Source organism: Paenibacillus sp. P4_A9, assembly GCF_056402415.1.
The window spans coordinates 160,273-182,857 of the sequence record NZ_JBFUHL010000004.1 but is presented as its reverse complement, the minus strand read 5'-3'; the positions used below and the strand labels follow the sequence as shown (position 1 = coordinate 182,857).

The following is a 22,585-nucleotide window of genomic DNA, read 5'->3' as shown; positions in this document are numbered from 1 at the left end:
TCGTTGACTTACAACTTGCAGGCCATGTCTAATGGCCACAGTACGAACTCCGCCCGTCCTTGGACGAGACTAGTCGGTATGACCCCAAACATGCGGCTGTCTGCACTCGCCGCACGATGGCGATTATCGCCCATTACGAAGATTTGGCCCTGTCCGACCGCGATCGGTCCGAAGTCCCCATCCTCGATGGGTGTATCCGCATACGGCTCCGTGACCTTATCACCGTTCACATAAAGAGCTCCCGCGCGGCTCTGAACTTCATCGCCTGAGATGGCGATGACCCTTTTGACCAATAAGGGGTTCTGCGGTAAAGCAAGCTTCTCAGGCTCCTTGAGAATAACAATCTCGCCGCGCCCCGGTGGTTTCAAATACGTAATGGCTTTATTCACGAACAGCCACTCACCATCCCCGAGTGTCGGGTCCATCGAGTGACCGCGCACGGTCGATAAATTGAAGCCGAATTGATGAACAATGATAACAACAAGAAGAGCTACGAGAATGGATTTCGTCCAATCCCACAGCTCATGCGTGAAGCTTTTCGATTCTTGAACATGCCTCGGCGCAGAAACAATCTTATTGGAATCTTCTCGTCCTACGAAGAAGCTCATTCAACCGCCCCCGTTCTTATATTTTTCCCATTGCTCATAATAATAGATCACCATGTCATCCTGGAAAGGGGGCTTGTCCTCATTAACTAACGCTAGCAGCGCTGCAAGCCCTTCCTTCACCTTCGTCTCCACGAGGGACGAGTAGTGGTAGCCCAGCTTATGACGCTCGTATTCATCTTGATCCACAATATGTACAGTTCGATCCGGCAATCGAATCACATCTAGATCATAATCTATATACGTTAATACCTGCTGATTAACATACAGAGGAGAGGCTACATTACAGTAATAGCGCACCCCAGACTCCTCCATGAGAGCAACAATATTAAACCACATTTTCGGTATGAAAAAAGAAACCCCTGGAATGCGGCTGACCCACTCCTTGCCATCCGCTTCTTGAATCTTAGTCTGACTATTGATGAACACTAGCATGCCCTGTTTCTGATGCTCTTCATGGAGCATACTTGGAGGAACCCGCCAATTGGTCAACCACATGCGATGTAGATGCCCGTCGTGTTTGAAGCTTTTTATCACATACGGCGTGAAATTATCCATGTTCAAAGCTCCTCTTTAAATTGCTGCCGAAACGTCACCTTATTATACTAGAAAAGCATATCTGACCCCCAATTGCAATGGCGGCACAGATATGCTTCCTATAAGCCAAACCTATTTATTTCTAAATATTAGATATTATGTGTTGCACACGATAAGTCGGCTATATTTCTAGATAAACGCTCCCGTCCAAGGAGGACGGTGGAGCCGTTTATTGTGCTACCGTGCCGAGCGAGAGACTACACACTTACTTTCTTCACAATGCTGAGCCGATGTGCTGCTCTGGAAAAGTCAACTGTGCTGTAACCAGCGGACTCATACACAGGCAATACCATTTCATTGTGTACATCTACTGTTACCATAATTTTCTTTACATTCCGTCCGAGAAACCGCTGCTTCATTGCCTCGATCAAAGCTTTGCCAATACCCTTACGTTGATATGCTGTTGCGACTGCAATCCTATAGAAGTAGCCATTGTTATTATCAATCGTGCCGATAATCATGCCTACGACTTGCTCTTCTTCTTGAGCGATTAAAACAAGCTCCGTGTCCCACGATAGCTGACGTGCAAAAGCTTCAATCGTCTCCTCATAGCAGGTTTCCGACAGAACGTCTTCTAGAAGTTCTTTAACCGAAGAGGTATCACCAAGCTGAAATGAACGAACATGCATACGGTTCTCTCCCAATTCCATATTAATTTGTAGAGATTAATTTTCTGGTAAAGAAGTAAATACGACAAAAAAACACGAAATCCTGCTGAAAATGTGATGAAATTCACAAAAAACTTTGTTTTTTTCGATATTTCTCGTGAAAGCGCTTAAATGCAAGCGTTTTCACCTAATTTCTCTGATTATTCCCCATGCCTCTGGCCTCTCTTTTACTCAAGGTTGCCCTCGCCTTTAGGACGCATAAAATGACACTTGCCAAGGAACAATGATAGACAGCATCTGAAAAATGAGAATTTATGGGATGGTTGAACATGGAACTGATCCGCCGTTTATTTAAAGCCGCAAATCGGATGATGGAAGAAAGCTCGGAAAACCAACAGGAAACGCCAACACCTGAAATCATCGAAATTTCCACAAATCTATCCGAAAATATAGACCACCTCGCCACGATTTTTAGTGACACACCTGATTTGATCGTTCGAACATTCACGTATAAACAATCCGGAGCCCCGGCAGCACTGGTCTATCTGGATGGTCTTGTTGATAAAAATTCCATTAATAATAACGTCCTGCATACGCTTATGTTTTACACGACGAGCGATAACAAGGATGAGGCGCCCGTCGCTCTAGGGGACCTCCACAGCCTCATTGCTTGGGCGGGTGTTGAAACCGCCATTTTACACGGCTACAGCATCCTTTTCATTGATGGGCTAGCCCATGCCTATTCATTGGAAACACAAGGCTGGCCGCAGCGAGCTATTTCGGATTCTCAAATTGAAGCCTCGCTGAAAGGCGCTCATCAAGGCTTCATCGAAACAGGTAGTCAAAATATTGCCTTAATTCGTCGTTACATCTCCAGCCGAGAGCTCAAAATAAAAGAGATCCTTGTCGGAAACAGGACCAAAAGCAAGGTATCCATCTTGTATTTAGAGGATATTGCGCTCCCTGACATACGTCTTGAATTAGAGCGTCGTATCTCGAACTTACAGGTGGATTGCGTCTTAAATACGGGCGAACTGGCGGAATTAATTGAAGATAACCCCTTCTCCCTGTTTCCACAAATGATTACCACCGAACGGCCGGACACTGCCGCATCTCAGCTGTTGCAAGGGAGATATTGTGTCGTCGTTGATCGATCATCAAGTGTATTGATTGCGCCTGTTGGTCTAGCCGCCTTCTTCCAAGGTATTGATGATTACAGTACGCGTTGGCCTGTTGCTACCTTCTTTCGACTGCTTCGTTTCTTTGCCTGTATCATCGCTGCGTTTCTTCCGGCTTTCTATATTGCCTGCGTTTCATATAACCATGAATTGATTCCCTTGGACTTGATTTTATCGATTGGGGAGTTTCGGTCATCAGTCCCCTTTCCTCCTTTTATGGAGGCGCTCATTATGGAAATTATGCTCGAAATGCTGAGAGAGGCTGGCGTCCGTCTTCCCGCGCCGGTTGGCCAAACTGTGGGGATCGTAGGAGGTATAGTCATTGGACAAGCAGCGGTTCAAGCTGGCATCGTGAGCAATCTAATGGTCGTCGTCGTTGCGTCTACGGCGGTTGCATCCTTCATTCTTCCTAACTATGACATGGCAGCTTCTGTTCGTTTGGTTCGGTTTCCGATGATGACGCTGGCATCCCTTTACGGAATCGTTGGGATCGTCGTAGGCGCCATGGTCATTCTAGCTCATCTCATTAGTTTAAAATCACTCGGAGAGCCGTATAGCTCTCCTATTGCACCGCTGCGAATGGCGGACTGGAAAGATGTTTTCATCCGCCTGCCGCTCAAAAAAATGGTCCACCGCCCCAAAAGTGTACGCTCTCTTCAAAAACGTCGATATGGCATCATGAAACAGGAAGGAGATGACTCTTCATGAACCCAGGTAAAGGTAATCAGATTACGCTGTTTCAATATATTTTGCTTATTCATAGTGCTCAATTAGGTATTGGCCTTATCCCTCTGCCTGGCGAACTTGCGAAAGGCTGCGGTACGGATGGATGGATTGTATTAATCATCGGATGGCTTGTTTCTATGGCCAGCAGCCTGATTATCATTCAGATCATGCACAGGTATCCCAATGGCACGATCATTGACTTACTGAGTCACTACTTTGGGAAATGGATTGGAAAAGTAGGAATCGTTATGTTTGTCGTCCATTTCCTCCTCTACATCTATTTAATTTATAATCGCATGGCCCTGCTCGTTCAGAATTGGATTATGCAGCAAACCAGTACAGCAGTTCTCATGCTGTTATTCCTACTTCCGGCTTATATGATCACCAGGGGTGGATTTCGCGTCATTGGCCGCTATTCTGAAATTCTCCTTTTCCTTTCTAGCGGCTTAATCTTATGTTCCCTGTATCTATTCAAACATGCGCATTGGATTCATCTTCTTCCCATCCTGAAACATGGCTGGATCCCCATTTTTCAAACCGTAAGAACCACCATTTTAGCGTTTCTTGGATTTGAGATTGCCTTCTTTCTATACCCGTACCTTGAAAAAAAGAGTTCTGCATCCCTCGGCATCATTATTGCGAATTCGATCACCTTCTTTATTTACATACTGTTTACCTTACTTGCTTTTGTCAATTTCAGTCCGGACGATATCACGCAATACCATAATACACTCATCTCTTTATTTAAAATCATTGAGTTTCGTTTTCTGGAACGCTTTGATATTTTAATCCTCTCCGCCTACTTGCTCATTGTCGTAAGAACCTTCATTCCTATACTGTATGCTGCTGTTATTTGTACACAGCAGCTTGGACTCAAAGGGCAGCCCCGACTGCACATCCTCCTCATACTTGCCGCAATGGTGTGCGTTACATGGATTTGGAAGCCTGGTTGGAATGAAAGTGAGGGATTACAAGATGTTGTTCAAAATATTGGAATCGGAATCGCTATCTTTATGCCGCCGATCTTATGGGCCATTCTAGCAGGTATGCGTCGAATCTCAAGGAGGTCCTCCCCATGAAGCCGATGCGAACGAGCCTTATTTTATTCCCGCTTTTTGCTCTGTTCATCTTAATATCTAGTTGTAAAGATCAATTACCCTTAGAAAATGTGACGCTTGTTCTCATGGTAGGTCTTGATTTGGATAAAAATGATAACCTCGTTATTTATGCGTCCAGCCCCGTCTTTAATAAGGAAGCCAAGGAGAAAAATGAAGTCATAAAAGTAACATCGTTTAACATAAAGGATAGTCGAAATGAATTAGACACACGTGCATCAGCACTTATTAGCTCCGGTAAAATCCAAAATGTGCTCATTAGCAAACGCATCTTGGCCCACGACGACTGGTTTAAGCTGCTGGATGTCTTCTTCCGTGACCCCAAAACATCTGAAACGGCCAGAGTAATCGCCGTTGAGGGCTCCGTCGAGGAGATTATTAACTTTGCACCACCAGATAAACGGAGAATGTCCATGCATATTGCCAAACTTCTAGATACCGCTCATATGCGCAATCTGGTACAAGTCACGACGCTATTCGACCTTCATCGTCACATGTACGAGAAGGGAATTACCCCCTACTTAACTGACCTACGCAAGGATGAGGAAGATGTCAGTGCGGCGGGCACGATGCTTTTGACCAAGAAAGGAAAGTATGCCTATGCCATTAACAACGCCGAAAATCAACTTCTTCAAATGCTGCAAAATGAGAAAGTTGGTGCTCTAACTATAGCTCTCGTGCTCCCTAAAGAGAAAGGCGATGCCATTTTTGATACAGGAGCGATCAGCTTCTATGCATTAAGAATTAAACGAGACCTGAAGGTTAGCTTCGAACAGAATAAGTTCGTTTTTGATATCCAGATCTCGATTCCTATTCAATTGACTGAAAAATCTTTCACCTTCGATGTGAGGAATAATGCGCCTAAACTTGAAGCCGAGATCAATCAGCAGCTAGAAGCGAAAATGAAATCGCTAGTTACCAAAATGCAAAAGCATGAAATTGACCCTATCGGCCTTGGCCTGTATGCGCGCGCCTATCAATTCAAAGCTTGGGAGCACGTACAGGATGAGTGGGGGCACGCATTTTCGGAAGCCGAAGTACGTATACACGTAAAGACGAAAATTAAAAATATGGGCGAAACCCTATAAAGCATGTATGAGATGCGCGGAAAAACACCATCTTATAGGAGGATATTCCGATCAGAAAGAGGTGAAACCTATGTCAGATAACGAATTAGATCATGAACTTACAGCGCACGAGTACCCCCGGGAAATTCCGGATTTCCAGTTCCTGAGCACGAAAAAGCCGGAAGAATGGACCGAAATCGAGCTGCTTCAGCTCCACCGGACGATGAGCGACTTATCTCCTTATCTTCATGAACAAGATACAGCCATGCATGATCAAATCACGCGAGAAATGGAACGCCGCGGCATTTAAGGGACGGCCGACTTAGTAAACACAAATGTTGCTTTATTAGCTGTGTTCCTTCATAATGAAATTGAAACTACATAATTTTTAGGAGGTATTTATTCAATGGCACATCAACTACCCGCTCTACCGTACGCAAACGAAGCTCTTGAGCCGCACATCGATGCAAAAACAATGGAAATTCATCACGATCGTCACCATAACGCTTATGTAACAAACCTGAATGCAGCTTTGGACAAACATCCAGCTCTGCATGACAAATCCCTTAATGACCTGATCGCTGACTTGAACAGCCTTCCTGAAGATATCCGCACAGCAGTTCGTAACAATGGTGGCGGTCATGCTAACCATTCCCTATTCTGGGAAACAATCGGACCAGAAGCTGGCGGCGCACCTACAGGCGCTCTAGCAGCTGCGATTGACAGCGAGCTTGGCGGTTTTGATAAATTCAAAGCAGACTTCGCTGCTGCAGCTACAACACGTTTTGGCTCTGGCTGGGCTTTCCTAGCTGTTGACAAAGCTGGTAAATTGAAAGTATACAGCTTGCCGAACCAAGACAGCCCGATCATGGAAGGCGAAACGCCTGTTCTTGGTCTTGATGTTTGGGAGCATGCTTACTACCTGAACTACCAAAACAAACGCCCTGACTACATCGCAGCTTTCTGGAATGTTGTTAACTGGAACGAAGTTAGCAAACGTTACGACGCAGCGAAGTAATTCATGGTAAATAGGAAAAGCGACCCTCTGGGGTCGCTTTTTTGTTGCAGTTCCTCGGAACTCTTATTCTCTCTTCGGGTTTGGCCCATATTGATTATCGTTGTCGTCGCTATCTTGACAATAAAATATAAGCAAAATAATGAAGCCAATCAAGGGAATTAACCCAATCAGCAGCCACCACCCGCTTTTACCGGTATCATGCAATCTACGAAAGGCTACGGCTAGAGAAGGTAAAAGGACGAATAAAGAATAAAGACCTGACAGGAGCTTATCAATTCCGATAATGGACTCGACGATAGCAATACCAATAGAAATAATAATATTGAACAGCACGAACATCCAATATTCTTTCCGTCTTGCTCTGCCTGAAAACCCTACATAATTGGATAACACCTTCACATACCATTCCATCTGCAACGACTCCTTTTCGTGTAATCAACGAACGATATCCTCGGATATTCTACATTCTCCCATTCATATTCCAGATTGAGAAATCTCATACATCATTTTCGACCGTAATCATGTTCTTTCGCTTTCCTCTTTACGCCAATAAAACGAAGTTGTACGATAAAGGTATATGAATCTACAACCGGAAAGAGTTGACGAACCCTTGACCATCGCACCTTTGCTTCAACATGTCCCCCTGTTTCAAGAGCTTTCGGAAGAAGATCTATTCGGGATCGCCCCTTTATTTACGCAAATGAAAGTAAAGAAGGAAACCATCCTTTTTGAAGAAGGCGACGTTGGTGAGGAATTGTTCTTGATTCAGTCTGGTGTTGTGAAAATATATCGTCTGGACGAGGCCAAAGAGGTTACACTAGCCTTGTTCCGAGATGGGGATTTCTTCGGAGAGATGTCTCTGCTCAGCAGTGGGATGACACGTTCAGCTACGGCTGAAACGATGGCGGCCAGCACCCTGTATGTGCTGGGCCGAACAGCCTTCACTTCGTTCATGGAAAAGAGCCCTAGGCTATGCCTAAAGCTCCTTGAAACCACCATGCAACGATTACGTCATGCCAATGATCAAATCTATGATTTGACGTTCCTTGGGGTTCGCTCTCGTATTATTAAAACGATCCTTCGCTTGTCTGAGCAGCATGGGATCGCTACGTCAGACGGTCTACTCATTGATGTTAAACTGACTCACCAGCAGTTGGCCAACATAGTGGGAACGGTGAGGGAGTCTGTCACCAAGATCCTGCAAGAGTTGCTAGATGATGACCTCATTCACATTGATAAAAAGCTAATCACCTTAAAAAACATCGAAGCCATCCAGGCTGAACTTCGATAGCATCATAGCGTAAGGGCTGGTAACGTGGCGGAAATGTAAAGCCTACCTGCTGGAGGTCATTACATTACATTACATTACGCTTCGTTGCGCTCCTGCCATTCTTTCATGATCCGCACGAAAACATTAGGGAATGCGTAGTTTTGGAGATCCTCCGGACCTACCCATCGGTAATGGAACGGGATCCATTCTTCTCCCGTACTCGGTCGGTTCGGATCACCCAGTTTAGCGCGATAGACCTTCATTTTCCAAATGATATGGCTGAAAATATGCTCCGTATCCATGAACCACTCATCAGGTTGAATCCCGATTTGTTCCTGTTCGGCAAGGGCTTGGCGAAGAACTTCCTGGTTGTCTTCGTCAGACTGCCATGCTGCGGTCGTCCATTCTACATGTGGGAGCTCCCACATCCGGGCAAGCAGCCCCTCTTGCGGGCGCTGTCTGATCAACCATTTGCCTGCATGCTCACCTGTACCTTCGATGAAAGCCACTGCCCGCAGTTCTGGACGGGGCGGTTTGGCTTTCTTTTTGATAGGCAGGCCTTCTTCCATACCAGCCTCACGCGCTGAACAGTGTGCCATTACGGGGCACGTCAAGCAGTGCGGTGACCTTGGGGTACACACCATGGCACCTAGCTCCATGAGCGCTTGGTTGAAGTCGCTTGCAGTACCCTCCAGAATTAGCTCGCGCGCCAACTTCTCCATAATCGTCCTCGTGGACGGCTTCATAATATCTTCTTCGATGAGAAAATAGCGCGAAAGCACGCGCATCACATTACCGTCGACAGCCGGCTCTGGTTTATTGTACGCGATACTTAGGATCGCACCTGATGTGTATGGACCAACACCTTTGAGGGCGGAGATTTGCTCTTTATTTGCTGGGACAACACCTTCGTAGCGTTCGTGCACTTCTCTGACGGCGGATTGCAGATTCCTCGCTCGCGAGTAGTAGCCGAGTCCTTCCCACGCTTTGAGCACATTTTCTTCCGGTGCCGTAGCTAATGCTTCCACAGTTGGAAATTGATCCACGAATCGATGGAAATATGGAATCACTGTATCTACGCGTGTCTGCTGCAGCATCACTTCAGAAATCCATATATAATAAGGGTTTTTACTTCTACGCCAAGGTAAATCACGTTTATGTGTCTGGTACCAATCCAAGAGATTCTTGGAAAAATACATCTTCTGTTGTTCGCTGTACATAAGCTCTCCTTCTCTATGGGGCACGTTCAAGTTATAATGGACGAATGAATATGGTACCATTATACGAGAAGTGTGGAACATAAAACTAGAGGTGAATGTATGCAAACGTCGAAGCCATCCAATTTGACTCAGACCAAACAACAACAATTAGAAAATAAAAGAAAAGATTGGCTGCGCGAAGCTCAAGGCCTGGTCCCGCTATTATTTATTTGGGGCGCGGAGTGGGTATTCAGCGCCGGGGTTGATTTCGCCATCTACTGGCGAGATCTAGATTGGCTCAAGCAAGCGGCATTTATTACCGCGGTGGTGGCCAGCTTGATCCAGATTTGGGGGATGCGGAAGTCATTGGCTACTGGAGATACCCGGGAAAAAGATGATTCCGAACGCACCGGATGGGGGCATCCGATATTCCTTGTGCTGCCAGGAGCCATGCTCATTGCAGCTGTGGCATTATTAGAGGCAATCGGCGCGGTGAATCCGTTGTTTGCTCCTATTTTGCGAGCGTTTCTGCTCGCTATCGGGTTCGTTCAGGTCGGTCTGCTGCTCGGCAGATCCCTTATTTATGTGGGTTTGTGGCTTTTCGCGCTGACCGCGGTAATGGGCGTGTGGTATTTGGGGTATTCGGGTGTGATTCTTGAGGGCATGGGCGGCATCAGCCTGCTCGTGAGTGGGTATATGTTGCGCGTTTGGGCGAGGTAGACGGCAGTAGAACCGGGGCCAAGGACAACAACAACAACAACAACAACAACAACAACAACAACACAAACTAGCATCTATACCAGTACTGCCACTAGCCAGCCCTGTACCAAATAACTGGAAAAAACCCAGTTATTTTCGGCCAAATCGTTGATTTCTAAGGTTTAGCTGGATTTTATGCAGTTATTTTCGAGAAATGGAGCTGGTTAAGGAAAATCGGCTAAAATTAACGGGAGAAAATCCAACTATTTGCCCAAAAATCACAAATCCCGTTGATTTAGCTACATAAAATCCAGTTATTTCACTACCAATGTGGAATTTAATTTGGCTGCATGCGAGGATTGATTCCAACAATGAATACGCAGGGTAGTTTCATACGCCATCAACATTCACACCTGCACTACAATGGCATAAGCAGCAACCATGGAGTCCTGCTCTCCGCAAGGCTTCCTCATTCACCTGACGTGCTCCCACTCCATCATTAGTCCGAAAACATCGAATTATTTTCTCTTTACGCGGCAGTATGACTTGAATAATCCTAATATGCCCGCCTAAATCCACCTAATCAACTAGTAGTTACGAAATTTAGGTATTTAGCTCGATAGAAACTGACTATTTGATTTTTTTGAGAAGGAATCACATATTTAGTTCGACTATATCGGACTAAAATCAGATTCAGGCGCAGATACAGCTGGCGGCGAGTCGACGAGGCCTGGTCTCCAACATTGTATAACATACCAAGCTTCATACCACTGTGCCTAATCTTATAGCTGCTCTACAATAGCATAGGCAGCAGCCATTGATTCCGTGTGCGTGATGCTAATATGGATGCGGTGGTTGCCTTGCAGGCCTGCTCGCAGCATGGCCTCTTCTCTCACCTGACAGACGGGTTTACCAAGCTCATCCGGCAGCACTTCTACATCTTGGAAACCAATCTGCTTACCAATGCCGCAGCCAATGGCTTTCACGATGGCTTCCTTCGCTGCAAATCGCCCAGAAACAAACTCCGCGAGTCTTCCGCGACGATTCTGCGCCAACTCCCGCTCCGCCGGTGTCAAAATCCGCTCCAGAAACCGGTCGCCTGAAGAGCCCTCTAACATTTTGCGCAGTCGCGCGATTTCAACCAAATCCGTTCCGACCCCAATAATCATATCCGACCGAGCCTCTCTTCTTTTGACAGTTACGCTTTGCGTACAATTTAACCGATTCCTCGCCCAAGGTCAAGGGCATGGATAGTGCATAGATGTCACAACTTACGTCAAGGTAAGTAAGTAACACTATTTTCAGCTCTTATGTCAATCTTCCACAGGGGTTATACTAGGCTTAGAAATGATAGCTAGGAGGCCATTATTGTGAAAATCATGCCATTGGAAAGACGCGGGATTTCGAACAGTCGAATTGTTTTCGGTTGTATGGGATTAGGCGGAGATTGGGCCGGAAATCCATTAACCAAGGAAGATTACATCACCGCTGAAAAAGCTGTAGAAGCCGCATTATCAATTGGAATTACCATGTTCGATCATGCTGATATTTATAAAAGAGGCAATTCCGAGACCGTATTCGGTCAGGTCCTCAAGAATAGACCTGATTTGCGCGACCAGATCATATTGCAATCGAAATGTGGGATTCGCATTCAAGATGATCAGAATCCGCAGCGTTTTGATTTTAGCAAAAGTCACATCCTAAGCTCCGTCGATGGCATTCTCGGTCGTCTTGGCGTTGAGCACATCGATATCTTGCTGCTGCATCGCCCAGATCCGCTCATGGAGCCTGAAGAAATCGCAGAAGCTTTCAATCAATTGCGTTCAGCTGGTAAGGTGCGCCATTTCGGTGTGTCTAACATGACTTCCGCACAAATGCGCTTTATTCAAAACTCACTGCCGGAGCCGCTTGTTGTGAACCAGCTGGAGATGAGTTTGGCACGATTGGATTGGGTTGAGCAAGGCATTCTGGTGAACCAAAAAGCCGGAACCAGCATCAATTTTGCCGACGGTATTCTGGAATATTGTCAAATGAACGACGTGCAAATTCAGGCATGGGGCCCACTCGCCAAAGGTAAATTCTCTGGCAGCGATATTGAGGATGCGCCTGACACCGTCAAGAAAACAGCCACACTTGTTCAGAAGCTGGCTACTGAGAAAGAAACGACACCTGAAGCCATCGTACTCGGCTGGCTCATGAAGCATCCGGCCCGCATTCAGCCGGTCATCGGAACTTCCTCCGCGAAGCGTATCGTCGCTTGTGGAGACGCGGTTCGTATCGCGGACAGCATGACACGCGAAGAGTGGTACGCTCTTCTGGAAAGCTCCCGCGGAGCGCGTATGCCATAGTAGCAGCAAGATGTAGGTAAAACCCTGAGGCTATTGCCTCAGGGTTTTTGGTTGGGGCGCAAGGGGGCGAAAAGACCTGAGGCACACCGCCTCAGGTCTATGATCAAAATATTAGTAATTATATGTTTCACACGATAAGTTAAACGCCCGGAATCGGGATCCGTTTATGCTCGGTCTTCATGTATTGCTTCTCCAGCTTCTCTTGCACCGCTGGATCGATTTGCTTGCCTTCGAGATAGTCGCTGTTATCACCGTAGGTGATGCCGAGCTCATCCTCGTCGGTTTGGCCGTCCCAAAGGCCGGCTGTCGGGGCTTTGTCCAGTACGCTTTGCGGTACGCCAATCTTCGCCGCAAGCGAACGCACTTGACGCTTGTTCAGCGTGCTAAGCGGCGTGATGTCTACCGCACCGTCGCCGTACTTCGTGAAGAAACCGGTGATCGCTTCAGAAGCATGATCCGTACCTACGACGATCAAGCCGAGTTCAAAAGCCAAGGCATACTGCATGACCATGCGTGTACGCGCCTTGATGTTGCCCTTGCCGCCGCGGCTCACATGCTGGTGAACGCCGATATGCTTGAGGCCGTACTCGACTTCGATGGCAATCTCATCGACGGACTCTTCGATGTTGTTCTCGATTTGATATTTCAAATCGAATGCTTTAGCCACAGCGTAGCTATCTTCGATGTCGACTTGCTGACCATACGGCTGGAACACGCCAACGGTTTTGTATTCTTTGCCTTTTTCGCTCGTCAGCTCGTCCGTAGCTTGCTTACATAGTCCTGCCGCTACCGCGCTATCAATCCCCCCGCTGATTGCGATCAGCAAGCCGTTGGCATGTGCGCCGAGTACGTAATTTTTCAGAAAATCCACACGTGTACGGATCTCTTCATCAATATCAATTTCCGGTTTAACGCCGAGCTTCGCGATAATTTCTGTTTGCAAACTCATGCAACTCTCCACCTTTTATCTAAATTTTGGAATAATGCCTTCTTTAAGCATTAGTATAGACTTTCGGCCTTCAAATTTCAAAGTGTAATCAACTGTATGTACGAAAAATGGATACGGAGTCTCCCCCCTAGGCGTGTTAGTCTATTATTTCGACTATCTCCACCAGTAGAGGCACTGATGCCCTCGAGTTAGTCGATTATTTCGACTATCTCCACCGGCAGAGGCACTAATTCCCTCGAGTTAGTCGATTATTTCGACTATCTCCACCAGTAGAGACACTGTTTCCCAGGAGTTAGTCGATTATTTCGACTATCTCCACCAGTAGAGGCACTAATTCCCTCGAGTTAGTCGATTATTTCGACTATCTCCACCGGCAGAGGCACTAATTCCCTCGAGTTAGTCGATTATTTCGACTATCTCCACCAGTAGAGGCACTGATTCCCTCGAGATAGTCGATTATCTCGACTATCTCCACCGGCAGAGGCACTAATTCCCCCGAGTTAGTCGATTATTTCGACTATCTCCACCTGCTGGAGCCTCCGCCACCACCCAGTCCTCATTGGACAAATCCATTCAAAAGAAAAAGCCCACCTGCATGGTAGCAGAGAGGGCCTGTTCTGTATGGTTCCTAGCTTAACTTATTTACAATATTGCTCAAAAGCACCAATCAAATCGCCAGCGATCATATCTGCGGAACGATCTTCGATTTGGTGACGTTGAATGAAGTGAGCTAGCTCACCGTTTTTGAACAACGCGATGGATGGGGATGATGGCGGGTATGGCGCTAGGAATTCACGCGCTTTAGCCGTAGCATCCTTCTCTTGACCAGCGAACACGGTGTATGTGTAAGTTGGCGTTGTTTCGTTTTGTAGGGCTTTCGCTACACCTGGACGACATTGACCAGCGGCACAGCCACAAACGGAGTTCACGACAAGCAGCATCGTGCCATCCTTGGATTTTTCAATTGCTTCCTCAACTTGCTCTGGAGTCAAAAGCTCCGTAATACCCAGACGAGTCAAATCTTCTCTCATCGGTTTAACCATATCTTTCATGTATGAATCAAAAGACATTGCCATATGTGCCACCCCTTAGGATTTAATAGTTACTCTTAAAACGTAATGACTATAACTTATATTATACATCCGTTGGCGGTGAAAGCAAAGTCCAAAGTCCTAACTGCAAAACAAAAGAAATAAAGCGAAAGCTGTTAGGCTTCCGCTTCATCGTTCTTTTTACTGGTCGTAGCTTCGGACGTGACAGAAGCCACATTCTTATCAGCGTGGGTGAAAATCCCGCTCTGCGGCGCAACGCCCTCTTCAAAAATCTCCCGATTCTCTGCGCTTTGGAAGCCAACATCCTTAAAAGGATGCACCCACTGATCGCCCGCCATGACCTCTGGGTTCGTATCCGATGTCCATTGCTCAAGCGGGGAGTTGTCGGATTCATAGTCATGATCGCCGATGGTGACCCCATACTCATTCACAAATGGCGTTCGCGGGCCGCGCCCCTGCTCAAACTGTGGCAGAAAGTCGATCTCAAAGGGATCAAGTTCACTTTGGTCCTGGGATGTCGTGGTTGATTTGTTCTTATCTTGACTCATGTGGATGGGCGATTGGGACCGTCCAGTTTTTTATCGACATAGCCCTCTTTACTAGTAGGTGTTTTGGCGCGCTCTTGGTTTTGCTGCTCTTGCTGGATTTGTGTTTTGGAATCGTTCTGACTCATATCCATCAGCTCCCTTCTGCCCGTAGTATGTGACAAAATAGGAAGGATCATTCCAATAATCAGCATGAGTAGATTCAGTAACTGCCCAGGGCTGAGATATATCGCAGTTGGCTCGACCAAAGCAAAATAGCTCGCTAACATCCCCGCTGCACCTCCAAAAAACAAGGAATATTTCAGCAGCTTGCCTGATCCTAGAACTGTCGTCGAACGCGCTGCCAGCAACTGCTGCCACACCAGTAACGGTAGGAGTAAGAACGCCAGATACGCATGATCTGGATGAAACCTGGACACCGTGCCCTCAACACCAATGCCCCACGGCAATGTGGTTGGCAATCCGAAGGTAGGCGTCAACGCCGCATACAGGAATACAGCCGATGCTGCTCCGATGGCGAAAATATCAAGCAAAAGCCGCCATGGGATAGCACGCTTACGCACTTGATAGGTTAAATAGATGTAGGCTAATACGATGCCTACAATGATCTCCATATTGGAGCCTGCAGTCAGGAGCAGCTTCATCGGGCTTTGCCATAGCAAGGATGGCTGCGTCAAGAGACCGCCTAAGCGCCAAGTAAAAAACACGATCAGAACCCCGTTTAAGATCAGATCATCAATTCCTTGATCTACCCGATCTAATCGCTGCAATACTCGCCTCATAAGCCAAAACCCGAGCACACACGCCAATAACAGAGCAACTAATGTCCCCTTCAATTGCAGCGGTCCCATTTGTACCACATCAGGCATTTAGCATCCTCCGACTCTTTTTCCCTAGAATAATATTAATATCCTTAACTTTCGACAATCCGCTTACTATTTCCTGGGAAATTTTGCGGAATGGCGGTAGCGTTTGTCTGAATTTCTCGAAATTGAGGAAGTCCCTTCTGTCGCAGGTTATCCTCCCCATCCTATTTCCCCACAAAAGGAAACAGCAGCTTCTGATTCTCATTCGTATACATATTCTCTTTGGTGATGACCTCGGAGCCCGTATCCATCATCCGTTTGACGGATTCGCCACGATGAGCTTGGAGGGCTGTTTTAACAGCTAGATAGCCCATATTAAAAGGCTTCTGTACGACTGTCCCCTGCAAAATCCCCGCCTCCAGGAAGGAGATTTCATTCATTGAGCTGTCGAAGCCCACAAGCTTGATCGTTCGGTCGGGGTCCAACTCCTTCAGTGCACGCGCCGCGCCCATGGTAGATGGCTCATTCAAGCCAAATATGCCGCTGATATCTGAATGCTCCCGAAGCAGCTCCTTTGTCAGCTCATACGCCTTGTCCTCGGACCCGTTACTATACAACGTATCTAGCAGCTTAACCGAAGTATCGCTTTTCAGACTATCTCGCACCCCATTCTCACGATCCATCTGGGTGTTCGAGGTTTTCACAAAACTAACAATGGCATAGGTTGCTGGCCCTTGCACATAGCCCTTCATCGTTTCCACAGCTTTCCGTCCTGCCGCGTAGTTATCCGTCGCAATTAAGCTTGATGAAATGCCGCCTTCAAGACCCGAATCTACCGTGATCAGTGTAATGCCTTCATCTCTTGCATGCTGCGCAACGGGAACTAAGCGATTATAATCTGTAGCCGCCAGAATGATCGCCTTCGGCTTCTCAGCTATGGCTTGTTCCACAAGCTTAATCTGCTCATCGATTTGCGATTCGGATGCCGTCCCCATGATCTTAATCTCCGCATTGTACTCTTTCGCGGCTGCATAGACACCTTGATTCAGCACCTGCCAAAATTCCACATGCGGATCAATCGTTTTCGGGATCAAAATGATGGATTCATTCTTCTCACTCAGGCTCTTAGAGACAACTAGATACCCTAAGATCAGGAAAATACCTACAGCAAGCGTAATCATGACAGCGCCAACTCTTATTTTCAATGGATCACCTCACTTCTAGCCTTCACTTTGATCTGGGCTCGACGAAATTTCAGGGAAGGTAATCGTGACCGTTGTACCCTCTTCGAGCTCGCTTTCGAATTGCAAGCCGTATAGCTCTCCAAAATACAGCTGGATGCGATGATTCACATTATGCAAACCGAAGCCTTTGCCTGATTGCGGCTGATGGGTCTTCATCTTCAAAGCCTTCAGCTGCTCCTCGCTCATCCCAACACCGTTATCCATCACCTTCAGCTCGATAACACCATCATGCTTCCGTCCCGTTATGCGGATATGCCCGCTTTCTGGCAAATGCTTCATGCCATGATAAATCGCATTTTCGACCAGCGGCTGCAGCACGATTTTCAAACTACGATCCTCCAACAGATCCGCTTCTACCTCGATTTCGTAAGTAAACTTATTGCGATAACGGATGTTTTGGATCGTTAAATAGTTTTCGATATGGGCCAATTCCACACRGATAGGAATGAGTTCCTCTCCTTTGCTAATGCTCGAGCGAAGCAGCTTGGACAGCGCCGAAGTCATCGTCACGACATCATCAACCTTGCCCATCTCCGCCATCCAAATAATCGAATCCAGCGTATTATAGAGAAAATGCGGCTGAATCTGCGCCTGCAGCGCCTTAAGCTCGCTAATCCGTTTGACCTCCTGATCCAGTACCGTCTGGTTCATTAGTTCTTTGATTTTGCCAATCATCAGATTAAACGTCCGCGACAGCTTGCTGATCTCGTTCGCACCTTCCACATCGACGCGGATATCGAAGTTACCCTTCTCCACCTGCTTCATGTGCACTTCCAGCTGCTTGATCGGTTTGGTTAACGTAATCGACAGCCAGATGGAAATGGCTAGCGCAATAATAAGCGCAATACCGCCCCACATGACGGAGGTCAGCTGCATGTCTTTTTTGTTCCCGCTTAGGTCACCTGCATAGGTCACGCCAATAATTTTCCAACCAAAGTTCGTGGTGCGCACGGTGTAGATCTTATTTTCATCCGACGTCACCGTCTCGAACGTACTGTTCTGGGCTTGCATCAGTGCCCGAATATCCTCCGGTTTTAAACCGGAATACAGCAGTTGCTGCTGTGGATGGTAGATCAGATCACCGCTTTGATCGAGGATAAATACATAGCCCCGCTGGCCCAACTGAATTTGATTGCATAGATCATTAATGAGGTTAAAGTTCAGATCAACAAGCAGGACTCCGCTTGCCGCGCCTGGCTGTGGGTTCGGCATCTGTTTCGAGATCGAAACGACCCATTTATATTCATCTTTATACACATGCTGCACATGGGAGGACGAAATCACGATATCCCCTTTGCTCCTGCTCGCTTTCGTGTACCATTCCTGAGAAATAAGCTCAGCATAGGGCTTAAATTCGGGTGCCACCCGATCCGAAACAACGGCACCGTTGGAACCAATGAACACAATGGAAGCGATATCATTTCGCGATGCAACAATCGTATTGAAATAGCTGCTGATCTGGTGCTCCAATTGAAGCGCTTCGGGTTGCTGCGGATTTTTCAAAGAAAGATATTGCTTTAGATCGGTGTTACTCAAGGAAAGGGTAGAAATGCTCTCCATGTTGCCGATATAGGTTTGGATATTCTTATTCACTTGCTCGATCAGCTGATTCGTATAGGTCAACGAAGCATCCGTTACAGCAACCGTTGAGAGTCGATACGCGCTATAGCTGAGAATAACCGTTGTGCATAAAATTAAACAAGAAAAGGCCAACGCAAATTTGGTATGAATGCTTTTGAATTGAAAAGCCTGAAGTACATTTCTCATAAGCTCAGCCCAGCCTTGTTGGCGGCTCTAAACTCCTTCGGCGTCATGCCTGTATGTCTTTTGAATATTACGCTAAAATACTGCGGATCCCCGTAGCCAACCTTGGCAGCGAGCTCATACGTTTTGAGCTGTGTGGTTGCCAGCATTTCTTTGGCTTTATCCAGACGGTAACGCGTCACATACTCAATAAAGGTTTCTCCTGTATGCGGCTTGAATAAGGCACTGAAGTAGCTCATGCTCATATAAATATGATTGCATACCTGCTGCAGCGAAAGCTGCTCATCGGCATAATGCTCATGGATATAGGCTACAGCCGACTCGAGCTGCGCCTCCGACACATGTGTTCGTTTCTCTGCGAGCCGATCTACGAAGGCTAAACAAATAACCTCTAACCAAAGCCGCACATCATCTAATGTTTTGCGTGAATAAAGTTCCATAAACGAGTGATCGCCCAGCATGTCTCCTTCATCCAGCCCAGTCTCCGCCCCAGCATTCATCAAGGCGACAAGCAATTTATGCAGCTTGCCATAGCAGGTCTCCATCGGGCAAGCCGATTTCTTCAAATCGTCGATCCAATCATGCAGGGTTTGGGAAATGACGGACTTTTCCCCGGTTTTGATCGCTGAGATCAGTCTCTTCTCCATCCGCACATAGCTGGTATTGTCCGAGCTGCTCCCGAACTCCATATCCCCGATCGCGATGATACGATTGTTGCCAAGCAGAAAGCGATAATCTAACGCCGTAAGCGCCTCTTGAAAAGCCTTCGGCAGCTCCTGCAGTCCCTCGTACATGCGGCTAGTGCCCACCGTGACTGTCATCCCCAAATATTTCTCAATGCTATATCTCACTTGTTCGGCAAGCGTTTGACAGATGACCTCGACCTGCTCCTGGTGCCCAGAAACGAGTCCGACAAGCTTATCATCACGGGATCGGAAAACCGTACCGCCATGCTCCTTCTCCACAATTTCATGCAAAATATTATAAGCCGCAAATCGCAGCAGCTCTTCTTCCGCCACTTGGTCGCTGTACAGCTCCCGCCCAAAATCATCAATATCCAATGCTAGTACGGTATGTCCCGCTCCGTTCAAATGTAGACCAAACATCGGCAGCTTCCGCTCGATCTCATCTATTCTCATACCGGACGTAACCAACCGCTCCAGAAATCGTTCTCTTAACAGTGGCATGCTCTCTTGAAACTGACGACGAAGGAACGTGATGTCCTCCCGTTGCTTGCGCTCCTCGTCTAACTCGAGGCATAGCTTCTGCAGGAATTCGGTGAATTCTGCGCTATTGATCGGCTTCAGCAAATAGTCTTTGACCTTCAGCTTAATCGCTTGTTTCGCATATTCAAAATCCTCGTAACCGGTTACAATTACGACTTTGATGGTGCGATACTTGGCGACAATCTTCTCTGTAAGCTGAAGCCCGTCCATGAATGGCATGTTAATGTCGGTTATGACAACATCCGGCTGCAGCCGCTCGACCGCCTCAAATGCATCCCGGCCATTATCGTAATCGCCGACAAGCTGGAAGCCGCATGCTTCCCAGTTCGTCTTCTTCTTAATGCCTTCTCTGACTTCATCCTCATCATCAATCATGATGATTGTGTACATGCGTGTTCACCTCTGGCGAAATCGAATTAGGCTCTATGTGTATTGTACACAGCAGTCTCAAGAACTGGCAATAGAGGCTGCCCGTGGGGGTCAGCCTCATTGCTCATTTCATTCGTATAGAAGCGCTTTGATATCCGCTGAATCAATGTTCGTTTTGTCGTACCAGTGGAAGCCTGTGTCGATATTTTTCGGAACCGTTTCGCCTTTAACCGCTTGCACAGCTGCTTTCACGGACCAGTAACCGATACCGATTGGATCTTGTGTAATGGCTCCAGCCATTTTACCACTCTTGATCGCATCCATTTGTTGTTTACCGGAATCGAAGCCGATAACTACGATTTTGCCGTCTTTTTTGCTTTCTGTAACTCCGTTAATAACCCCAATTGCCGCACCTTCGTTAGAACCGAAGATTCCTTTGATATTCGGGTGAGCTTGGATGATGGCCTTGGACAAGTCTGTTGCTTTCAGTTGATCACCACTGTATTGCGTATCAACAATTTTGATGTTCGGGTATTTCGCTTTGATTTGGTTCACGAAGCCATCTCGGCGATCAACACCTGTACGGCTCGTTTGGTCATGCACAACTAGAGCAATCTCGCCCTCGTTCCCAATTAGTGAAGCCATTTTATCAGCAGCGAGTGCTGCAGCAGCTTTATTATCCGTAGCGGCAGTCGTTACCGGAATGTCGCTATCAACACCAGAGTCGAACCCGATAATCGGGATCTTGCTCGTTTTAGCCTTCTCTAGCAGCGGTGATGCTGCTTTGCTGTCAAGCGCAGCGAAAGCGATTGCCGCAGGCTTTTTGCCCAGTGCCGCTTGCAGCATTTCAATTTGCTTATCGACTTGTGTTTCCGTTTCAGGACCTTCAAACGTAATCTCAACATTAAATTCCTTAGCTGCTTTCTCAGCACCTTGTTTAACCGCTTGCCAGAACTGATGCTGGAAGCCCTTGGAGATAACAGGAATGTACATCTTATCTGATTTCACGGCTGTTGTCGTTGTTCCTGCAGTTGATGTTGCTGTTTTCGTCTCGGAACCGCATGCACTCAAAACAATAGCGGATAGTAAGATTAATGATGACGCTACTGCAAATTTCTTAGTCCGTTTTTGCACGGTTGATCACCCCTTATTCCTAATTTGATTTGTATAGGACTCCTGATGGAGTAAATACCAAGGTTATTTCTTGCGACGGCGCATCATATCTGCATAAACAGCCAATACAATCACGATACCGACAATGACGGTCTGCCACTCTTGCTTCACGGATAAAATCCGCAGTCCATTCGTCAACACGCTCATGATCAGCGCCCCGATGACCGTTCCAAGGATGGAGCCCTTGCCCCCACTGAGGGAAGTTCCTCCAATAACGACGGCTGCGATCGCTTCCAGCTCATAGCCAGATCCGAGTGCGGGCTGTGCGGAGTTGAGCCTTGAGGCCATCATAATGCCGGCAATCCCGCTGAATACTCCTGTGAGTGTGTAAATGACGATTTTCCAATAGTCGACGTTGACACCTGAGAGTCTCGTGGACTCTTCATTGCTCCCTAGGGCAAAGTTGTAACGGCCAATAATCGTTTTGGTTAAAATAATGCTGGCCACAATCGCGGCTCCGAAGAAGATAAGAATCGCGTTCGGAATCTCTACGCCTGGCAGGATATCACTGACGATCGAGCCCATTGAAAGATTCGTAAATGCTGGTGTGTCGTTAAAATACATCGGTTTCGCACCTGAAATAACGAGCGATAAGCCCTTCGTCACCATCATCATGGCGAGCGTCGCGATGAAGGGCGGAATTTTCATTTTGGCTACGAGCAACCCGCTAATGAGACCGCAAATCGCTCCGGCGAGTATGCCTCCGAGTATGCCGAGCGGCATAGGCAATTGCCACGTCGTGATGATCACACCAGCCATCACGGCGGAGAAAGTCATGACTGTTCCTACGGCCAAGTCGATACCGGACGTAATGATAACGAACGTAGAGCCCAAGGCTAGAACCCCAATAACGGCGGTTGAAAGCATGATCGCGACTAGGTTATCGAATTGGAAAAAGTTGCTTGATGATATGGAAAAGATGAGTACGAGCATGATCAAGCTGGCGAATGCCAACAGCTTCTGTGCAGCCCCGCTTTGTTTGGACAAAGTAGGAACGATTTTTCTCTGTGCAAGCCATGTAGACATG

Annotated in this window: 23 protein-coding genes; 8 read left to right on the top strand and 15 right to left on the bottom strand. The window is 47.0% G+C overall.

Annotation, left to right across the window (positions count from 1 at the left end; translation table 11 throughout):
• Positions 1 to 8: 8 nt before the first annotated feature.
• From lepB to AC1DVJ_RS06255, 3 genes are all read right to left on the bottom strand, one after another.
• The gene (gene lepB, locus AC1DVJ_RS06265) at positions 9 to 608 is read right to left on the bottom strand and encodes a signal peptidase I (RefSeq protein WP_477589206.1); all 600 of its coding nucleotides are present in this window, start codon (positions 606 to 608) and stop codon (positions 9 to 11) included.
• A complete protein-coding gene (locus AC1DVJ_RS06260; protein ID WP_477589205.1) occupies positions 609 to 1,163 on the bottom strand; it encodes a DUF402 domain-containing protein in 555 nt (184 codons plus the stop codon).
• Between the two features lie 236 nt (positions 1,164 to 1,399).
• Positions 1,400 to 1,831, bottom strand: a complete 432-nt coding sequence (locus AC1DVJ_RS06255) for a GNAT family N-acetyltransferase (RefSeq protein ID WP_477589203.1) — start codon at positions 1,829 to 1,831, stop codon at positions 1,400 to 1,402.
• Positions 1,832 to 2,139: 308 nt separating this feature from the next.
• Between AC1DVJ_RS06255 and AC1DVJ_RS06250 the strand changes: the two genes are divergently transcribed.
• From AC1DVJ_RS06250 to AC1DVJ_RS06230, 5 genes are all read left to right on the top strand, one after another.
• Entirely contained in the window at positions 2,140 to 3,696 is a 1,557-nt protein-coding gene (locus tag AC1DVJ_RS06250) for a spore germination protein (RefSeq protein ID WP_477589202.1), read from the top strand.
• Positions 3,693 to 4,793: a GerAB/ArcD/ProY family transporter gene (locus AC1DVJ_RS06245; protein ID WP_477589200.1), complete on the top strand. Its 1,101-nt coding sequence runs from the start codon at positions 3,693 to 3,695 to the stop codon at positions 4,791 to 4,793. The genes AC1DVJ_RS06250 and AC1DVJ_RS06245 overlap by 4 nt, the downstream gene beginning before the upstream one ends.
• Positions 4,790 to 5,917 (top strand): Ger(x)C family spore germination protein, encoded by a 1,128-nt coding sequence (locus AC1DVJ_RS06240; protein WP_477589198.1) that lies wholly within the window; start codon positions 4,790 to 4,792, stop codon positions 5,915 to 5,917. The genes AC1DVJ_RS06245 and AC1DVJ_RS06240 overlap by 4 nt, the downstream gene beginning before the upstream one ends.
• A 70-nt stretch (positions 5,918 to 5,987) precedes the next feature.
• Positions 5,988 to 6,206 carry a hypothetical protein gene (locus tag AC1DVJ_RS06235; RefSeq protein ID WP_477589196.1) on the top strand — a complete coding sequence of 73 codons (219 nt, stop codon included), beginning with the start codon at positions 5,988 to 5,990 and terminating at the stop codon, positions 6,204 to 6,206.
• Positions 6,207 to 6,302: 96 nt separating this feature from the next.
• Entirely contained in the window at positions 6,303 to 6,914 is a 612-nt protein-coding gene (locus AC1DVJ_RS06230; protein ID WP_477589195.1) for a superoxide dismutase, read from the top strand.
• A gap of 63 nt (positions 6,915 to 6,977) precedes the next feature.
• Here the strand turns inward: AC1DVJ_RS06230 and AC1DVJ_RS06225 are convergent, their stop codons facing one another.
• Positions 6,978 to 7,325: a DUF805 domain-containing protein gene (locus AC1DVJ_RS06225; RefSeq protein WP_477589193.1), complete on the bottom strand. Its 348-nt coding sequence runs from the start codon at positions 7,323 to 7,325 to the stop codon at positions 6,978 to 6,980.
• 166 nt (positions 7,326 to 7,491) lie between these two features.
• Here AC1DVJ_RS06225 and AC1DVJ_RS06220 point away from each other — a divergent pair, with 166 nt between their 5' ends.
• Positions 7,492 to 8,205 (top strand): Crp/Fnr family transcriptional regulator, encoded by a 714-nt coding sequence (locus AC1DVJ_RS06220; protein WP_477589192.1) that lies wholly within the window; start codon positions 7,492 to 7,494, stop codon positions 8,203 to 8,205.
• Positions 8,206 to 8,279: 74 nt separating this feature from the next.
• On the opposite strand, the gene mutY is transcribed toward AC1DVJ_RS06220, so the two are convergent.
• Positions 8,280 to 9,404 carry an A/G-specific adenine glycosylase gene (gene mutY, locus AC1DVJ_RS06215; protein WP_477589191.1) on the bottom strand — a complete coding sequence of 375 codons (1,125 nt, stop codon included), beginning with the start codon at positions 9,402 to 9,404 and terminating at the stop codon, positions 8,280 to 8,282.
• Positions 9,405 to 9,503: 99 nt separating this feature from the next.
• On the opposite strand from mutY, the gene AC1DVJ_RS06210 reads away from it, so the two are divergent.
• On the top strand, positions 9,504 to 10,103 hold the full coding sequence (locus AC1DVJ_RS06210; RefSeq protein ID WP_477589189.1) for a hypothetical protein: 600 nt from the start codon (positions 9,504 to 9,506) through the stop codon (positions 10,101 to 10,103).
• A 761-nt stretch (positions 10,104 to 10,864) separates the two neighbouring features.
• Here AC1DVJ_RS06210 and acpS read toward each other — a convergent pair.
• Complete coding sequence (acpS, locus tag AC1DVJ_RS06205; protein ID WP_477589188.1) at positions 10,865 to 11,251, bottom strand: holo-ACP synthase; 387 nt, start codon at positions 11,249 to 11,251, stop codon at positions 10,865 to 10,867.
• Between the two features lie 201 nt (positions 11,252 to 11,452).
• Here acpS and AC1DVJ_RS06200 point away from each other — a divergent pair, with 201 nt between their 5' ends.
• Positions 11,453 to 12,430, top strand: coding sequence for an aldo/keto reductase (locus tag AC1DVJ_RS06200; protein ID WP_477589187.1), 978 nt, complete (start codon positions 11,453 to 11,455; stop codon positions 12,428 to 12,430).
• Between the two features lie 139 nt (positions 12,431 to 12,569).
• On the opposite strand, the gene nadE is transcribed toward AC1DVJ_RS06200, so the two are convergent.
• The 9 genes from nadE to AC1DVJ_RS06155 all read right to left on the bottom strand — a co-directional run bounded on the left by nadE (position 12,570) and on the right by AC1DVJ_RS06155 (position 22,584).
• Positions 12,570 to 13,379 (bottom strand): ammonia-dependent NAD(+) synthetase, encoded by an 810-nt coding sequence (gene nadE / locus AC1DVJ_RS06195; protein WP_477589186.1) that lies wholly within the window; start codon positions 13,377 to 13,379, stop codon positions 12,570 to 12,572.
• A 638-nt stretch (positions 13,380 to 14,017) separates the two neighbouring features.
• Positions 14,018 to 14,455, bottom strand: a complete 438-nt coding sequence (locus tag AC1DVJ_RS06190; protein ID WP_477589184.1) for a BrxA/BrxB family bacilliredoxin — start codon at positions 14,453 to 14,455, stop codon at positions 14,018 to 14,020.
• A gap of 131 nt (positions 14,456 to 14,586) precedes the next feature.
• Positions 14,587 to 14,979 carry a DUF3905 domain-containing protein gene (locus AC1DVJ_RS06185; RefSeq protein ID WP_477589182.1) on the bottom strand — a complete coding sequence of 131 codons (393 nt, stop codon included), beginning with the start codon at positions 14,977 to 14,979 and terminating at the stop codon, positions 14,587 to 14,589.
• The gene (locus AC1DVJ_RS06180; protein ID WP_477589180.1) at positions 14,976 to 15,845 is read right to left on the bottom strand and encodes a prolipoprotein diacylglyceryl transferase family protein; all 870 of its coding nucleotides are present in this window, start codon (positions 15,843 to 15,845) and stop codon (positions 14,976 to 14,978) included. Before AC1DVJ_RS06180 ends, AC1DVJ_RS06185 begins: the two co-directional genes overlap by 4 nt.
• A gap of 161 nt (positions 15,846 to 16,006) precedes the next feature.
• Positions 16,007 to 16,987, bottom strand: coding sequence for a substrate-binding domain-containing protein (locus tag AC1DVJ_RS06175; protein WP_477589179.1), 981 nt, complete (start codon positions 16,985 to 16,987; stop codon positions 16,007 to 16,009).
• 15 nt (positions 16,988 to 17,002) lie between these two features.
• Complete coding sequence (locus tag AC1DVJ_RS06170; protein WP_477589178.1) at positions 17,003 to 18,793, bottom strand: cache domain-containing sensor histidine kinase; 1,791 nt, start codon at positions 18,791 to 18,793, stop codon at positions 17,003 to 17,005.
• On the bottom strand, positions 18,790 to 20,406 hold the full coding sequence (locus AC1DVJ_RS06165) for a response regulator transcription factor (protein WP_477589177.1): 1,617 nt from the start codon (positions 20,404 to 20,406) through the stop codon (positions 18,790 to 18,792). The genes AC1DVJ_RS06170 and AC1DVJ_RS06165 overlap by 4 nt, the downstream gene beginning before the upstream one ends.
• A gap of 108 nt (positions 20,407 to 20,514) precedes the next feature.
• Entirely contained in the window at positions 20,515 to 21,519 is a 1,005-nt protein-coding gene (locus AC1DVJ_RS06160; protein WP_477589175.1) for a substrate-binding domain-containing protein, read from the bottom strand.
• Between the two features lie 63 nt (positions 21,520 to 21,582).
• The gene (locus AC1DVJ_RS06155; RefSeq protein WP_477589173.1) at positions 21,583 to 22,584 is read right to left on the bottom strand and encodes an ABC transporter permease; all 1,002 of its coding nucleotides are present in this window, start codon (positions 22,582 to 22,584) and stop codon (positions 21,583 to 21,585) included.
• Position 22,585: the final 1 nt, after the last annotated feature.

Bases quoted from the DNA above. Each gene is read 5' to 3' on its own strand.
- lepB (WP_477589206.1), bottom strand. From the start codon at position 608: ATGAGCTTCTTCGTAGGACGAGAAGATTCCAATAAGATTGTTTCTGCG.
- AC1DVJ_RS06260 (WP_477589205.1), bottom strand. From the start codon at position 1,163: ATGGATAATTTCACGCCGTATGTGATAAAAAGCTTCAAACACGACGGG.
- AC1DVJ_RS06255 (WP_477589203.1), bottom strand. From the start codon at position 1,831: ATGCATGTTCGTTCATTTCAGCTTGGTGATACCTCTTCGGTTAAAGAA.
- AC1DVJ_RS06250 (WP_477589202.1), top strand. From the start codon at position 2,140: ATGGAACTGATCCGCCGTTTATTTAAAGCCGCAAATCGGATGATGGAA.
- AC1DVJ_RS06245 (WP_477589200.1), top strand. From the start codon at position 3,693: ATGAACCCAGGTAAAGGTAATCAGATTACGCTGTTTCAATATATTTTG.
- AC1DVJ_RS06240 (WP_477589198.1), top strand. From the start codon at position 4,790: ATGAAGCCGATGCGAACGAGCCTTATTTTATTCCCGCTTTTTGCTCTG.
- AC1DVJ_RS06235 (WP_477589196.1), top strand. From the start codon at position 5,988: ATGTCAGATAACGAATTAGATCATGAACTTACAGCGCACGAGTACCCC.
- AC1DVJ_RS06230 (WP_477589195.1), top strand. From the start codon at position 6,303: ATGGCACATCAACTACCCGCTCTACCGTACGCAAACGAAGCTCTTGAG.
- AC1DVJ_RS06225 (WP_477589193.1), bottom strand. From the start codon at position 7,325: ATGGAATGGTATGTGAAGGTGTTATCCAATTATGTAGGGTTTTCAGGC.
- AC1DVJ_RS06220 (WP_477589192.1), top strand. From the start codon at position 7,492: ATGAATCTACAACCGGAAAGAGTTGACGAACCCTTGACCATCGCACCT.
- mutY (WP_477589191.1), bottom strand. From the start codon at position 9,404: ATGTACAGCGAACAACAGAAGATGTATTTTTCCAAGAATCTCTTGGAT.
- AC1DVJ_RS06210 (WP_477589189.1), top strand. From the start codon at position 9,504: ATGCAAACGTCGAAGCCATCCAATTTGACTCAGACCAAACAACAACAA.
- acpS (WP_477589188.1), bottom strand. From the start codon at position 11,251: ATGATTATTGGGGTCGGAACGGATTTGGTTGAAATCGCGCGACTGCGC.
- nadE (WP_477589186.1), bottom strand. From the start codon at position 13,379: ATGAGTTTGCAAACAGAAATTATCGCGAAGCTCGGCGTTAAACCGGAA.
- AC1DVJ_RS06190 (WP_477589184.1), bottom strand. From the start codon at position 14,455: ATGGCAATGTCTTTTGATTCATACATGAAAGATATGGTTAAACCGATG.
- AC1DVJ_RS06185 (WP_477589182.1), bottom strand. From the start codon at position 14,979: ATGAGTCAAGATAAGAACAAATCAACCACGACATCCCAGGACCAAAGT.
- AC1DVJ_RS06180 (WP_477589180.1), bottom strand. From the start codon at position 15,845: ATGCCTGATGTGGTACAAATGGGACCGCTGCAATTGAAGGGGACATTA.
- AC1DVJ_RS06165 (WP_477589177.1), bottom strand. From the start codon at position 20,406: ATGTACACAATCATCATGATTGATGATGAGGATGAAGTCAGAGAAGGC.
- AC1DVJ_RS06155 (WP_477589173.1), bottom strand. From the start codon at position 22,584: ATGTCTACATGGCTTGCACAGAGAAAAATCGTTCCTACTTTGTCCAAA.